General features: G+C 45.4%; 8 protein-coding genes. 7 read left to right on the plus strand and 1 reads right to left on the minus strand.

All coding sequences use genetic code 11. The annotated features are described in order from the left end of the window. The first annotated feature begins 72 nt into the window (after positions 1-72). The 6 genes from QUA20_RS09095 to QUA20_RS09120 all read left to right on the plus strand — a co-directional run bounded on the left by QUA20_RS09095 (position 73) and on the right by QUA20_RS09120 (position 9,933). The gene (locus QUA20_RS09095; protein ID WP_333187891.1) at positions 73-3,003 is read left to right on the plus strand and encodes an ATP-binding protein; all 2,931 of its coding nucleotides are present in this window, start codon (positions 73-75) and stop codon (positions 3,001-3,003) included. 92 nt (positions 3,004-3,095) lie between these two features. Then, positions 3,096-3,308, plus strand: a complete 213-nt coding sequence (locus QUA20_RS09100) for an ATP-binding protein (protein ID WP_333187892.1) — start codon at positions 3,096-3,098, stop codon at positions 3,306-3,308. A gap of 338 nt (positions 3,309-3,646) precedes the next feature. Then, positions 3,647-6,577: an amino acid permease gene (locus tag QUA20_RS09105; protein ID WP_333187895.1), complete on the plus strand. Its 2,931-nt coding sequence runs from the start codon at positions 3,647-3,649 to the stop codon at positions 6,575-6,577. Between the two features lie 4 nt (positions 6,578-6,581). After that, positions 6,582-6,953 (plus strand): response regulator, encoded by a 372-nt coding sequence (locus QUA20_RS09110; protein ID WP_333187897.1) that lies wholly within the window; start codon positions 6,582-6,584, stop codon positions 6,951-6,953. 92 nt (positions 6,954-7,045) lie between these two features. Continuing rightward, a complete protein-coding gene (locus QUA20_RS09115; protein ID WP_333187898.1) occupies positions 7,046-8,383 on the plus strand; it encodes a response regulator in 1,338 nt (445 codons plus the stop codon). Between the two features lie 155 nt (positions 8,384-8,538). Beyond that, the gene (locus QUA20_RS09120) at positions 8,539-9,933 is read left to right on the plus strand and encodes a response regulator (RefSeq protein WP_333187901.1); all 1,395 of its coding nucleotides are present in this window, start codon (positions 8,539-8,541) and stop codon (positions 9,931-9,933) included. 258 nt (positions 9,934-10,191) lie between these two features. On the opposite strand, the gene QUA20_RS09125 is transcribed toward QUA20_RS09120, so the two are convergent. Then, positions 10,192-11,559 (minus strand): TldD/PmbA family protein, encoded by a 1,368-nt coding sequence (locus tag QUA20_RS09125; protein ID WP_333188067.1) that lies wholly within the window; start codon positions 11,557-11,559, stop codon positions 10,192-10,194. Between the two features lie 449 nt (positions 11,560-12,008). Here QUA20_RS09125 and QUA20_RS09130 point away from each other — a divergent pair, with 449 nt between their 5' ends. Continuing rightward, positions 12,009-16,286, plus strand: a complete 4,278-nt coding sequence (locus QUA20_RS09130) for a PAS domain S-box protein (RefSeq protein WP_333187903.1) — start codon at positions 12,009-12,011, stop codon at positions 16,284-16,286. Positions 16,287-16,310: the final 24 nt, after the last annotated feature.

Genomic DNA, 16,310 nt, shown 5'->3' on the forward strand with positions numbered 1-16,310 from the left:
AAAAAGTTGAACTCTATAAAGCGGAACATCGGGGTGGCGACTGCAAAATCCAAAAAATAATAGGTAAAACTGATGGCGACAGACATCCGACACCAGCCGGAAAACGGCTACCACTCAGATCCAACTCAGCCTTCCCCAAGAGAAAATCTGAATAGGCGATCGCCTATGCGTTTGGAGCGAACTCTCAGTTCTTTAGAAACTTGGGGCTTTGGCCTGACTTCTCATCTCGGTTGGCTGAGCATTGCGCCGACGCTCCAAGGCGCTCTCGGAACTGGGGCGCTTTTAGTCTGGTTGCCTGGAATGCTCGTCGGTATGATGCTGAACTTGCAAATGAAACGCTTAGGCGAGCATTGGCCAAACGTAGCCGGAGGAACGCCGAACTATACCACTCGACTGCTAAAAAACTACCCGGCTATAGGACTTTATGCAGCCCTGGGATATTACATAGGCTGGGCTTGTGGTGGGGCGTTTAACGCCATCCTACTCACAGACACGATCGCCATCAACCTGGAGCCATTGGGGATTACTTTTCCGAAGCGGCTATTGCAAATTGGATTTACAGTGCTACCCCTGATTGTGGCTTGGAGCGGCACTAGGGGGTTGAGCATCCTGCATTTATTTTTCATCATCCCGGCTATTGGATTCTTATTTACTTTTTCCGTTCAAGGGTTGGGCTGGTTAGCCTTCTCTCCAAGCAGTCCGGGCTTTTTTCCCACCACCGTGCCGAGCCTCAGCTTTTTGGACTGGGTAAAATGGTACTTCTTTGCAACGATTATAGTTTATGCCTGTGAAACGGCTGCTTCATTTGTCGCCGATAGCCGCCGTCCTGGGGAAACGCTGCGGTTTTTGAGAATCTCGACGGGTTTTATGCCTCTGACCTTTATGGGTGTTTCCTGGATCGTGATGCGATCGCCCATTACTCCAGAGATCGCCGCCAATCCGTTCTCAAGTCTGATAGTAGCAGCCCGACCTTTCTGGGGCGATTCAGCTCCCCTGCTCGTAACATTCCTAGTCTTCTCCGGCTGGCTGCTTTCTTCGACAACTTATATGTCCATCAGTCCCCGCATTTTGTATCAACTTGCCGTAGACGGAAAAATTTCCCCCGTCTTCGCTGTGGTGTCTCGACGGGGAGTTTTTGGCCCGGCCCTGATGGCTACGCTGTTTGTCAGCCTGTTGTTTCTAATTTGGGGGGACTTAGCTCATATAGTAGTCGTGGCAGGTGTTAGTTACCTGGTCTCGATTATGGCAGTCCATCTAGCACTGTGGCTGCAAAGAAAGCGGCCAGAGGTTCTGTGGCCGTGGTGGTCTCTAGGCTTCTTTATGATAGAGACGGTTGTTTTGGTTTGTGGCGGATTGGCTTGGGGGTGGCAAGATTTCATCCTGGGTCTACTGTGTCCGATCGTCTTGTGGGCAGCGGATAGGGCGATGCGACGCATAAACTTTCCCCCCTTCCATGCGGAGTGGTGGATTAAAGTTTACAGGACGCAGAGCAATCGCCTGGTCGCAGATTTTGTAACGTTTCAGGTGGTAATCCTGATTTTACTGGTCTGTAGCGCTGTGGCGATCGGTTGGGGTTCTGGGATCAGATTAAACGCTAACTCTAGTGTTGGTTCTAATCTTTTGCTGGCGCTGCTTTTGTTAGTTGCTTTTGTGGCGGTGGCGATCGCCTGCTGGACGAGTTTACCCCAAGTCGTCTCAATGGATGAAGCACGAGAGGGAGCAGAACAACTATTTACCATTGCCCTAGATGCGATCGTAGTGCTGGATGAAAAAGGTGTAATTCGCCAGACTAATCCCGCTGCTGAAAGCGTCTTCGGAATAGATTCTACTAGGCTAATTGGGTCTTACCTCAACAAATTTCTACCCGGATTAGGGGTTCAGCCCGATCGGTGGCTCAGTCGCAGCGAACAAACTCTCAACCAACCCGATCGCGACTCGCGCATTCTAGAAGTTGCCATCTCAGACCGATTCTCTCAAAGCGCTTCGACAACCAATCAAGATCTGCAAGAATATGTGGCGATCGTCCGCGATATCACCGATCGCAAACAAGCCCAGTCAGCCCTGCAAAAAGCTAATGAGGAACTAGAAATCAAAGTCGAGGAGCGTACCTCTGAACTCACCCACACTGTAGAGCAATTGCAGAATGAAATTCAAGAGCGCCAGCGGATCGAAGAAAATCTCAGAGCTATGCAAAATCAGATTGTTGTCCAAGAAAAACTAGCTTCTCTGGGTAGTTTAACAGCCGGAATTGCCCACGAAATCAGAAATCCCTTAAATTTTGTCAACAATTTCTCAGAACTTTCTGCTGAATTAACCGAAGAACTGTTTGAAGAATTAGAAAATCAAGGAGAACGGTTAGAGCCGGAAACCAATGAATACATTACCGAGCTCTTAACCGATCTCAAACATAATCTTAAAAAAATTCATCAACACGGTCAAAGAGCTGACAAAATCGTTGGCAATATGCTGTTGCATTCTAGGGGACAAAGCGGTCATTGGGAAGCCACAGATATCAATAGTTTATTGGCCGAATATATCAATCTAGCCTATCACGGGATGCGAGCTAAAGAAACTGCTTTTAACATTACCATAGAAACCGACTATGACAATGACATTGGCCAAGTAGAGGTCGTGCCACAAGACATAGGTAGGGTGTTTCTTAACATTATTAGCAATGCTTGCTATGCAGCCCATAAAAAGCAACAAGAAATGGGGTCAGAATTTTCACCTATACTTGACGTGAAAACTCGAAATCTGGAAGGTCGGATTGAAATTCGCATTCGCGATAATGGCGCAGGTATAAAGCCAGAGGTACTCGATAAAATTTTCAATCCATTTTTTACGACAAAGCCACCAGCAGAAGGTACGGGTCTAGGTCTTTCTATCAGTCAGGATGTTGTCGTCCAGCAACATCGCGGAGAACTAAAAGTCGAAACAGAAGTAGGAAATTACACAGAGTTTATCATCACATTGCCGAAAAAAACAGCAGAAATCAAGGAGTAAAAAAAATGAAAGTAATGGTTGTAGACGAGGAAGGTATTCAGTTATTGTTCAAAAATTCGGATAAGAATCAGTGTTAAAGATCGTGGGCCGGGATGACGAGCGAGGTAAGAAAGCGGCTGTTCAGTCCTTTCTTTACAACTAAACCTGTGGGTGAAGGCACTGGCTGGGGATGCTCCATCAGCTATCAGATTGTGCATAAGCACGGCGGAGATTTGAGGTGTTTATCGCAGCCCGATCGGGGTACAGAATTTGCGATCGAGATTCCCACTAGGCAGAGCGATCGGGTAGAGATGAAAGCGAGTTAAGGGGAGTTAAACAAAAAATCAGGGTAAAGCCTGGTAAAATCTAGCTCGCGATCGCATTTTTCCAATTTCTTTGTAATACCGGAAATCCCTAAACACCCAACGACTTAGCCGAAGCCCTTAAGGGCATAGCTAAAATAACGCGAAATTAGCAAAAGCCAGAAGTCAGAAATAAAATGTAATATTGAAGATGGATTGAGATAGCTTTTCATGGTTGACTGGGAAAGGCAGCTTTGCCAAAATTTAAGAGTAGCAAAAATACTTAAAAAAAAAAGTTGAACTCTATAAAGCTGAACATCGGGGTAGCGATTGCAACATCCAAAAAATAATAGGTAACATTGATGGCGATAGGCATCCGACACCAGCCCGAAAACGGCTACCACTCAGAACCAACTCAGGCTTCCCCAAGAGAAAATCTTAATAGCCGATCGCTCATGCGCCTGCCTCGAAGCCTGAGTGCGGTGGAAACATCGGGCTTTGGACTCACCGGTCACGCCAATTGGTTTACCATCGCCACAGCCATCCAAGCAGCGATCGGGCCTAGCGCCATCTTCGTTTGGTTGCCCGGTATCATCATGGGTATGATGCTCAACCTACAGGTAAAACGCATCGGTGAGTATTTCCCAGACATGGCTGGGGGAACGCCCAACTATACCGCCCGACTGCTGAAAAATTATCCGGGTCTGGGAAGCTATGCAGCGATCGGATACTTTTTAAGCTGGGTAGCAACACTGCCAATTTCTGCGATCGTACTGACGCAGCTAATCAAAGTCAACCTCAATAGTTTGGGTTTTAGCTGTCCTGAAACTTTACTAAATATTACCTTCACGCTCCTACCCTTCATTTTGACCTTCAGCGGCACTCGCGCCTTAAGTATTCTGCACGCCTTTTTTGTGTTGCCGACAGTCGGCGTATTATCCGTTTTTTCCATTTATGGTCTATTCTGGTTAGCTTTTTCACCAAACAGTCCCGGATTTTTCCCCGCAACTTGGCCGCCATTCACCTTTATTGACTGGGCTAAGTGGTTTTACTTTGGTACATACATTTTCTACTGCTGTGACTCCGCCGCCAGTTTCGTAGCGGATAGCCGCAACCCTACTAAAACCTTGCAGTTTCTCAAAATTTCCGCACTGGGGATGCTGCCTGTGATTTTAGGAGGCGCTTGGGTACTGATGCGCTTGGCCACCGATCCAGGTCTAAAAGATGACGTATTCTTGAATTTATTAGCTGCCTGTCAGGTATTGTGGGGGCCCTGGGTTCCCTCCCTCGTCACGTTTCTGGTGGTCGCTAGCTGTCTTCTGAGTTGCGCAACCATAGTTTCCAACTGCCCCCGGATGTTGTACCAACTTGCCGTCGATGGACATATTTCGCCAACATTCGCAGTTGTATCCCGACGCGGTGTATTTGGATTTGGGCTTGTCTTAGTTTTGGTTCTGAGTTTAATCTGTCTAGCTTGGGGAAATGTCCCTCGGCTTGTGGCGATTACTAATGTTGGCTTGGTTGTGTGCCTGACAATATTCCATCTATCACTGTGGCTGCGGCGGGGTAGTCCAGAAGTTCGGTGGCCTTGGTGGTCGCTGGCCTTCTTCATAGTAGATGCGGTGGTGCTGGTAGTCGGAGGCTTGGCTTGGGGCTGGCAAGACTTTATCATTGGGTTGTGTTTTCCCCTTGCCATTTTGGCAGTAGATGCAGGGATAAGTCGCATTGCCTTTGCCCCCTTCCATCCGTCGTGGTGGATTCGGCTTTACCGCAACAGAAGCCAGAGCAAAATGCCAGATTTTGTGGCATTTCAGGTTGTAATTTCGATCTTGCTGATTGTCAGCGCCGTCGCTGTCGGCTGGATTTTTGGCATCAGATTATATGCTAACTCTAGTGTTGGATTGAATCTATTAGTAGTGCTGGTTTTGTTAGTTGCTTTTGTTGGGGTGACCGTTGCCTGCTGGACGAGTTTACCCCAAGTCGTCTCAATGGACGAGGCACGAGAGGGAGCAGAACAGCTATTTACCATAGCCCTAGATGCGATCGTAGTGCTGGATGAAAAAGGTGTAATTCGCCAGACTAATCCTGCTGCTGAAAGCGTCTTCGGAATCAATTCTACTAGGCTAATTGGATCTCACCTGAACAAATTATTACCCGGATTAGAGACTCAGCCAGAAGACTGGCTCAGTCGCAGCGAACAAACTCTCAAGTTGTCCAATGGAGACTCGCGCATTCTGGAAGTTGCCATCTCCGACCGATTCTCTCAAGAAGCTTCCCTTTCCAATCAGGATCTGCAAGAATATGTGGCGATCGTCCGCGATATCACCGATCGCAAGCAAGCCCAAGAAGCACTGCAAAAAGCTAATGAGGAACTAGAAATCAAAGTTGAGGAGCGTACCTCTGAACTCACCCATACTGTGGAGCAATTGCAAAATGAGATTCAAGAGCGCCAGCGGATCGAAGCAAATCTCAGAGCTATGCAAAATCAGATTGTTGTCCAAGAAAAACTAGCTTCTTTGGGCAGTTTAACAGCCGGGATTGCCCACGAAATCAGAAATCCCTTAAATTTTGTCAACAATTTCTCAGAACTTTCTGCTGAATTAACCGAAGAACTGTTTGAAAAAATTGAAAATCAAGCAGAACGTTTAGATCCTGAAACCAGTGAGGATATTGCCGAGCTATTAACCGACATCACAGCTAATCTTAAAAAAATCCATCAACACGGTCAAAGAGCCGACAAAATCGTTGGCAATATGCTGTTGCATTCTAGGGAACAAAGCGGTCAGTGGGAAGCTACAGATATCAATAGTTTATTGGCCGAATATATCAATCTAGCCTATCACGGGATGCGAGCTAAAGAAACAGCTTTTAACATTACCATAGAAACTGACTATGACAATGACATTGGCCAAGTAAAGGTCGTGCCACAAGATATAGCTAGGGTGTTTCTTAACATTATTAGCAATGCTTGCTATGCAGCCCATAAAAAGCAACAAGAAATGGGGTCAGGATTTTCACCTATACTTGAAGTGAAAACTCGAAATCTGGAAGGTCGGATTGAAATCCGCATTCGCGATAATGGCGCAGGTATACAGCCAGAGGTCCTCGATAAAATTTTCAATCCATTTTTTACGACAAAGCCACCCGCAGAAGGTACTGGTCTAGGTCTTTCTATCAGTCAGGATGTTGTCGTCCAGCAACATCGCGGAGAACTAAAAGTCGAAACAGAAGTAGGAAATTACACAGAGTTTATAATTACATTGCCGAAAAAAACAGCAGAAATTCAGGAGTAAAAAAATGAAAGTAATGGTTGTAGACGACGAGGAAGATATTCAGTCTTTGTTTACTCAAAAATTTAGAAAAGAAATCAAATCAGGGCTAATCCACTTTTATTTTGCCCTGTCAGCAGAGGTGGCATTGGACTACTTAGAAAATCATAAAGAAGCGTCGATTGTTTTGATTTTGTCTGATATTAATATGCCAGGAATGAATGGGATAGAACTGCTCAGAATTATCAAAGAAAAGTTTCCCGATCTAAAAGTTTTTATGATTACCGCTTATGGAGATGAAAGAAACTACCAAACCGCAATCGCTTATGGAGCTGATGACTATATTACTAAACCTGTTAATTTTGAGAGCCTAAAAAATAAAATAATCAATTTGGAGTAAATTCACAATAAAACATAATTGGTAAGTGTAATTGGTACCTTCCCATCCTCTCCTTCTGCCTTCAGGGTTCTACTAGCAACTGAGAGACTAATATGTCAGCCAAAATACTGTTTGTAGATGACGAAGAAAATTTAGAATATGTAATTTTCCAGGTATTTAGAAAAAATATCCGCACGCAAGGATGGCAGATTTTTTTTGCTCGTAATGGTGTAGAAGCGCTGGAAAAATTGAAAGAACACCCGGATCTGGATATAGTATTGACCGACCTTAATATGCCTGAAATGGATGGCCTGACTTTACTATCTAGACTTAATCAAATAGACCTACCGCTGAAAACAATAGTTATATCAGCCTATAGCGACATGGAAAATATCAGAAATGCCATGAACTTAGGTGCCTTTGACTTTCTAACCAAGCCGATAGATTTGGAGGATTTAAAGATTACCATCAACAAAACGCTGCGTGACGTGCAACACTTAAAAGAAAACCAGCGCTTGCGGGAATCAGAAGCTCGCGCTAGAGAACAAGCTCAGGATTTACAACAAGGTCTGCAAGAGCTAAAAAAGACACAAGCTCAACTAATTCAGACCGCAAAAATGTCTTCTTTGGGTCAACTGGTTGCGGGAATTGCTCATGAAATTAACAACCCTGCTAGCTTTATCTATGGCAATATTAGCCACGTCAGTGATTATATCCACAACCTAACCCACCTGCTAAATCTCTATCAGCAGCAGTACCACCCACCCACTTCTGAGATTGAAGCTGAAATCAAAGCCATAGATTTAGAATTTATGATAGCAGATTTATTCCAAATTCTGGCTTCGATGAAATGTGGTGTTAACCGCATTCACAAGATTGTTTTGTCTTTGCGTAACTTCTCAAGGCTGGATGAAGCTAACATAAAGTCTGTTGATATTCACGAAGGGATCAAAAGCAGCCTGCTGATTTTGGATAACCGACTTCAAACAACGAGAACGCGTCCAGAGATTCAAGTGTTTGAGGAGTACAGTCATCTGCCTTTGGTGGAATGCTATGCTGGAGAACTAAATCAGGTGTTTATTAACATTCTTTCTAATGCGATTGATGCTTTGAATGAGTACAATAAACAACGGTCACTAGATGAGAACTCGGATCTCCAGAGCGCCATTAATATTCGCACTGTTCTGCTAGAGGAAAATTCCCGTGTCGTCATTCAAATTCGGGACAATGGGCTGGGAATGACCGCAGACGTGAAAGACCGTATTTATGAACCTTTTTTTACTACTAAGCCTGTAGGTCAGGGTACTGGTTTGGGTCTCTATATCAGCTACCAAATTATAGTGGAAAAGCATGGGGGCACATTGAAGTGTGTTTCAGAGGTGGGGGAGGGAGCGGAGTTCTGGATAGAAATTCCAATCACACAAACTAAGGCTGAATTCGACCTTATCTAATCAATCGCCCTCTACCAAACTCAGAGCCTATTACAGCCGTTAGGTTTGCCATTGTAGAAATCAGCCTTTTCATGACTCTTGCAATAATAATATATAATATAACTTAAAGTATATAAATATTACTCGGATAAGTTAATCAATGCCAGGGGAAAAAAATGTCGCATCCGACCGAAAAATATCGCAATATGTCAGCAAAAATACTGTTTGTGGATGACGAGCCAGATTTAGAATCTCTAATTTCCCAGAAATTTAGAAAAAAGATCCGTGCGGAAGAATACCAGGTTTTTTTTGCGTATAATGGCGTAGAAGCGCTGGCAAAGTTACAAGAACAACCGGATATAGACATTGTGCTGACTGACATTAATATGCCAGTTATGGATGGGATCGTTTTGTTAGGGGAACTTAATCAGATAGCTTCCCTAGTCAAAACAATAGTTATATCGGCTTATGGCGACTTGGGAAATATTAGAAAGGCGATGAACGCCGGAGCCTTTGATTTTTTGACTAAGCCTATAAATTTTCAGGATTTAGAAATTACAATTAACAAAACATTGTCCCACGTACAACAGCTAAAGGAAAACGAGCGCTTTCGCCAAGAAAGAGAGGATAAATTGCAGCAATCGGAAGCGCGAGAGCGAGAAAAAGCTATTCAACTAGAAATTGCACTCCAAAATTTACAGCGCACCCAAGCTCAGCTTATTCAGACTGAGAAAATGTCTAGCTTAGGACAACTCATTGCAGGTATTGCCCACGAAATTAATAATCCCGTTAATTTTATCTATGGCAATTTAACTTATGTCAATGAGTATACTCAGCAGCTATTGGGTTTAATAAACCTTTACGAGCAGCACGGTGCCCACAATCACCCTGAAATCGAAGTTTTAATTAAGAACATAGAGCTAGAATTTATCCGAGAAGATCTGCCTAAAATGCTATCTTCGATGAAAATAGGGGCTGAACGTATCCGTCAGATTGTGCTGACGTTGCGGAACTTCTCGCGGCTTGACGAAGCTGAGATGAAACCCGTTAATATTCACGATGGCATCGACAGCACTATAGTCATTTTGCAGAGTCGGCTCAAGCCTAAGCCGGATTATCCACCTATTCAAATTATTCAAGAATACGGAGATTTGCCAAAAATAGAATGTTATGCGTCTCAGTTGAATCAGGTATTTATGAATTTGCTGAGCAATGCCATTGATGGCTTGAATTACTATGACAAAAAACGCAGCCTGGAGCAAATAATAAAAGATCCTAGTACGATTATAATTCGTACTTCTATGCTGAATGACGATTGGGTAAGAATCAGTGTTAAAGACAATGGGCTGGGGATAACAAGTGAGGTAAGAACGCATCTGTTTAGTCCTTTCTTCACAACTAAACCTGTGGGTCAAGGCACTGGTTTGGGATTATCTATTAGCTATCAGATTGTGGTGGATAAGCACGGCGGAGATTTGAGATGTTTATCGCAGCCAGCAGATAGGGGTGCAGAATTTGTGATTGAGATTCCCATTAGGCAACGCGCTCAGGTAAAGAGGGAAGCAACTTAAGGAGAATTCAACAAAAAATCAGGGTAAAGCCTGGTAGAATCTAGATCGCGATCGCACTTCCCCAATTTCTCTGTAATTTATGAAGTCTCCCAAACACCAAACGACCTAGCTGAAGCCCTCGAAAGTAGATTTTGAGTCGTGGGTCAACTTGTCAGTGTTCCGGACTGGTTAAGGCGAGGCGTGAGGGCGCGAGCACGCCTTCACCATGTGCCAGTTGCGTAAGTTTTGAACTAATAATTAATGACTAATGACTAATGATTATCTTCCTCCGACGACGACATTTTTAATCCGCAAATGGGGGCCGCCGACACTTACGGGTAAACCGCTCTGGCCGCCTTTACCGCAACCGCCGTAGGCATAAACCGAGTCGTTTCCTATCGACTCAATATCCTTTAACGTCTGAAATACATTGCCGCTTAAAGTGACATCGCTAACAGGTTCAGCCAATTTGCCGTCGCGAATCATGAACCCTTGAGCCGCCGCAAAGGTAAACATTTCGCCGTTGGTTTGTCCTCCCAACATCCGCACTGCATACACTCCTTCGTCAATGTCGGCAACCATATCGTCAAAAGAATGTTCGCCAGACTCGATCGCAGTATTAGTCATCCGCACCAAAGGCATAAAAGTAGCACTCAGAGCCCGGGCATTTCCTGTCGGACTTTCGCCCATTTTGCCCGCAGTCTCGCGATTGTGCATCCGAGTCGTTAAAACTCCATTTTTAATTAAATGCTTGCACTGAGCCGGCACACCTTCGTCGTCGTATTTCAAAGTTCCCGGCAATCCCGGCACAGTTGCGTCGTCAATTACATTCAATTGTTCGATCGCCACAGGCTTGCCCAAAGTCAACAATTCCTGCATTTTCGGGTTTTCGTAAATGCCGTCTGCTTCCGACAAATGTCCGAAAGCTTCGTGAATAAAAACCCCCGACAAATAAGGGTCTAAAATCACCGGATACTGACCGCCTTTCACCGATTTTGCCTCTAGTTGGCCCACTGCTCGAACGGCAGCACTCTTAACACGATCTTCAATATTTGTCAAGACATCGTAATCCGATCGCGAGTGAATCGACTCAAACCCTTGGCGGACGACACCGCCCTCGCCGCGGGCGATCGCCCCGAAACGCCCGGTCACGTCCAAGCGCTCTTGAGCGATGCAAGTGCCTTGAGAATTCACAAAATAAGTAATCCCGAATCTGTCGCTGTAACCGGCCATTGTCGTCTGAATTCGCGGGTCGTAATCTAACAGCAACTGGTTGTAAGATTCGAGTAATTTTCGCTTTTCGGCTAGAGTAATAGAGCGCGGATCGCGGCCCAATTCCACCGCTACATAATCTTGAATCGGGGTGACATCTGCTAGTAGAGTTTTTTCGCTACCAACCAAACGAGACTGCACTACAGCTTCTTCAATGCGGTCTTTTAACTCAGCTAAACCGTTAAAAGTTACAAAACTCCAGCCGCCTTTGTGACAGGCGCGGATGCCGCCGGCGAGACTAAAACTGCGGTTGACAGCATCTAACTGAGGGCCGCGAAAACTAATCGCAGTTGACTCACTTTGTTCGAGGCGAACTTCCAGATAATCCACGCGATCGCGGTAAGGTGCGATCGCTTCCATCAACTGTTCTTGCATCAAATTGCCCCTATGAATGATTCGGCGTAGCGCTGAAAAAAATTATTGCTAACCATATTTTAGCTAATAATTCCCGTCTTTCGGGTACGCGCTCCCCCACCGCTGTGGTACGGCAGCGCGCACCCTACCAGATAAATGGCGAGTCAGTCGATTTTAGATTTTAGATTTTAGATTTTAGATCGATCCCGTCCTGAGTCTGCTAAGGAATGAATCCGGGGGCTTATGACCACATTACTTTCGGTCAGTCGATTTGATATTTAAAACTTTGTCTATAGAATTGAGGATTAGAGGTTTACATATCGCCGGCGTTCGGCGGGCGTCCTAGAACAAAAAAAACTCGCGCCGGCTTGCGAAAAGCCCGGTATCCCGGAAATCTTGCATCTGCCTATAAAAATGGAACTAAACTAAATCTATCTAAAGACGTAAAGATCTACCTTAACCGCCGGCAGATGGAATACTTTAAGATTAAAAAATTTCAAATTTTACCCTATTTAGCAGCAATTTCGGCATCAGTAGCCATTTTGATCGGAGTTGGTATTTTAGATCGATCGGAACAACAGCGGTTTTGTCAGTACAACCGCGCTAGCACCCTCGATCGGCTCAGCACAGTCCGTTCTAAGCTCGAAAGCTCTTTGAATTCCCGGCTGTTTTTGATGCGGGGTTTGGGGGCTTACCTTTCCAACAACCCAAATATCACCGAAGCCGAGTTTGCAGCGACGGCGAGAATTCTGATGGCACAGCAACCGGGCATTCGCGCCATAACTTTAGTTAAAGGCACCACGGTCGCTTACATTTATCCGCACGACGGAAATGAAGCGGCGATCGGCCTTGACTTGACGGCGCTACCCGAACAGCGGGAAATGGTCGAAGAGGTCATCAACACCAGAAAAACTTTGCTGGCCGGGCCCGTGAAATTATTGGAGGGGGACGAGACGTTGATCGGTCGATCGCCGATTTTTCTCACACCCTCCGGCGCCGAGCCCGAAACAGGAGTTTACTGGGGCTTGACAGGCCTGATCCTCGACAAAAACTCCCTAATTGAGGAAGCGGGACTCAACGACTCCTCAGCGAAGCTGCAATACGCTTTGCGGGGCAAAGACGGGAGGGGAGCATCCGGCGCAGTATTTTTCGGTGACGGGTCAATTTTTCAGGACAATCCCGTGGTGCTGGAAGTGACTTTGCCCAACGGTTCCTGGCAGTTGGCAGCAATTCCGGCAGGAGGATGGCCTGCGAATTCGCCGCATCGGGGGTGGCTGCTCTTTGGAGGCGACTTGCTGGCACTTTTGAGCGGGGTGGGGGTTTTTAGCTGGGTGTACAGCCGTGCGAAACTGCGTTCAAGCGAAGCTAAGTACCGGCAACTCGTTGAGAATGCTAACAGCATTATTGTGCAGTTAGACAGTGAAGGCAAGATTACTTTTTTTAACGAGTTTGGTGAAGCTTTTTTCGGGTATTCAGAAGCAGAAATCATCGGCAAAAGTGCGATCGGCACAATTATACCGAAAACAGATTTCTCCGAAAGTGACCTCGCGGCAATGATTCGAGATTTTTTGGCACAGCCGGAAAAATACTTCCAACACGAAAAGGAAAACATCCGCAGCAATGGAGAAAGGGTGTGGATAGCGTGGACAAATAAACCTTTACTAGATGCGAATGGAAATTTGGCAGGACTGCTTTGTATCGGGACGGATATTAGCGATCGCAAACAAGCTGAAATCGCCCTGCAAGCTTCTGAAGCGGAACTTAGAGCTTTGTTCGCTGCCATGAACGACGTAATTTTGGTGATTGATATTGAGGGACGCTACCTGAAAATTGCCCCGACAAATCCCGGACTTTTATACAAACCGCCGGCAGAACTTGTCGGCAAAAAAATCAGCGAAGTATTCGAGCCAGAAATTGCAGATATTTTTCAGGATAAAATTCGCACCGCCCTTGGTACAAATCAAACCTGTACTTTTGAATATAACCTGGAAATTGCCAGCGTACAAACGTGGTTTGCCACTACCATTTCGCCAATGAAAGAAAACACGGTTCTGGTGGTGGCCCGCGACATTACGGAGCGCAAGCAAGCTGAAAATTGGTTGACCGGTCAAAAACAAATTTTAGAAATGATTGCTAAGGGCGCTCCTCTGGGCGATACTTTAAATACTTTAGTTGAAATAATCGAACAGCAATCTAGAGAGGTCATAGGTTCGATTTTGCTTCTAGCTCCAGACGGCGAACATTTACTGCACGGAGCCGCCCCGAGTTTGCCCGACAGTTACAATGCTGCTATTCACGGCACAGCCATCGGCCCGGATGTCGGTTCCTGCGGCACTGCTGCCTTTAGCCGCCAACAGGTGATCGTTACAGATATTGCCACCGATCCTTTGTGGGAAAATTATCGAGATTTAGCCTTGAGTTTTGGACTGAAAGCTTGCTTTTCTACTCCTATTTTCTCATCTCAGGGTCAAGTTCTGGGAATTTTTGGAATGTATTATGCCCAACCGCGCAGCCCCCATTTTTTTGAGCTGCAATTGATAGAAGTTGTCATAAATTTAGCAGGAATTGCGATCGAACGCAAACAGGCAGAAGAAAGTCTCAAACAACTCAATCAAGAGCTAGAAAATAGAGTCAAACAGAGAACTGCTCAATTGATGCAAACTGAAGAACGCTGGCAGTTAGCACTCAAAGGCAACAATGACGGAATTTGGGACTGGAACTTACAAACAGGGGAAGTGTTCTTGTCCGAGCGATTTAAGGAAATCACCGGATACGAAAACAGCTCAATTCTAGATTACTTGGACGAATGGAAAAGGGACACGCATCCCGAGGATTTAGCCTTAGTAATGCAAGCTCTCCAAGACCATTTAAACAAGAAAACGCCGCATTACATCATCGAATACCGCTGCTGGTGCTATAACAGCGCCTACAAATGGATACTCAGTCGGGGACAAGCTTTGTGGGACGCATCTGGAACACCAGTCCGCATGGTTGGTTCAATTACTGACATTACGGAGCGCAAACAAGCAGAGGAAGCACTGCGGGAAAGTGAGGCAAGATTCCAAAAGCTGTCTGCTAATTTGCCGGGAATCATTTATCAATGTTTGTTGCGTGCAGATGGCTCTGTTAGTTTCCCTTACATGAGTCCTGCTTCCCTAGAAATGTTTGAGTTAGAACCAGAAGCTGTTCTGCAAAATTCGGCTTTGCTAACAGATTTGGTTCATCCCGACGAGCGCCAAAATTACTACGAATCTATTGCTCTTTCAGCGCAAGCTTTGCAACCTTGGCACTGGGAAGGACGGCTGGTGCTGCCTTCGGGCGAGGTTCGCTGGTTTCAGACAAATTCGCGTCCTGAAGCTAAAGAAAACGGCGATATTCTTTGGGACGGCATCACAATTGATGTTACCGATCGCAAGCAAGCTGAGTTAGCTTTGCAAGAAAGCCAGCAGTTCATTCAAAAAGTAGCATCGGCTACTCCCGGTATTTTGTATCTCTACGACTTGGAAGAACAGCGAAATATCTACACTAACAATTCAATGCTTAGGCTTTTGGGCTATACGTTTGACGACCTTACAGGGATGGATTCGCCACTGATTCCTCAGTTAGTACACCCGGAAGATTTGCCGAAAATTCTCAAACATCACGCTAGCTTTGTAGAAATAGAAGATGGCGAAATTAGGGAAATTGAGTACCGGATGCGGGCAGCAGACGGTCAATTTTTGTGGCTGCAAAGTCGGGATACTATTTTTAGCAGGAATGCTGACGGTCAGGCTAAGGTAATAATTGGAGTTTCCCAGGATATTACGACTCGCAAGCAAGCAGAGGAAGCACTGCGACAAAGCGAGGGACGAGAAAGAGAAAAAGCTCGAGATTTAGAGTCAGCGCTGCTGGAATTGCAATCTACTCAAACTCAGCTAATTCAAACTGAAAAAATGTCTTCTTTGGGGCAATTAGTTGCCGGCATCGCTCACGAAATCAATAATCCCGTTAACTTCATTCACGCTAACATTGATTATCTCAAACAGTATACAAAACAGTTGCTCGATCTGGTGACTCTTTACGAACATGAGTATCCCGAACCTAATTCAAAAATTGTCGATCGCATTCAAGAGATAGATTTGGATTTCATGGCTGAGGATTTAACAAAAATTGTGGGTTCGATGCAGGTAGGAACCGAGCGCATCAGGCAAATTGTGTTGTCCCTCAGAAATTTCTCGCGGCTGGACGAATCCGCAATGAAGCCGGTCGATATTCACGCGGGAATTGAAAGCACTTTGTTAATTTTGCAGCACCGCTTGAAGACTCGGGACAGCCGCCCGGAAATTGAAGTAATTAAGGAGTTCGGGAAACTGCCGCCGGTAGAGTGCTATCCGAGCCAACTGAATCAGGTGTTTATGAATATTATTGCTAATGGAATTGATGCTATTGAAGAACGATATCAAAAGTTATCGGTTCCACGATCGCAGATCGAGAGCGGCCGGATTGTTATTTTCACTCGTGTAACGGCCCAGAAGACTGCGATCGTGGAAATTTCGGACAACGGTACGGGCATTCCCGAGGGGATAGTCGATCGCATTTTTAACCCGTTTTTTACTACAAAAGCTGTGGGAAAAGGAACGGGTTTGGGAATGTCTATCGCGCACTCGATTGTGGTGGAAAAGCACAATGGCAAGATTGAGTGTATTTCCTCCATAGGATGCGGAACGACTTTTAGGATTCAGATTCCGATCGACAAAGTGTATAAGTAGTAGCGTGCGTCAGTCGATTTGAGA

Origin of the sequence: Microcoleus sp. Pol7_A1 (assembly GCF_036701085.1) — a bacterium.
Taxonomy (GTDB): Bacteria; Cyanobacteriota; Cyanobacteriia; order Cyanobacteriales; family Microcoleaceae; genus Microcoleus; species Microcoleus asticus.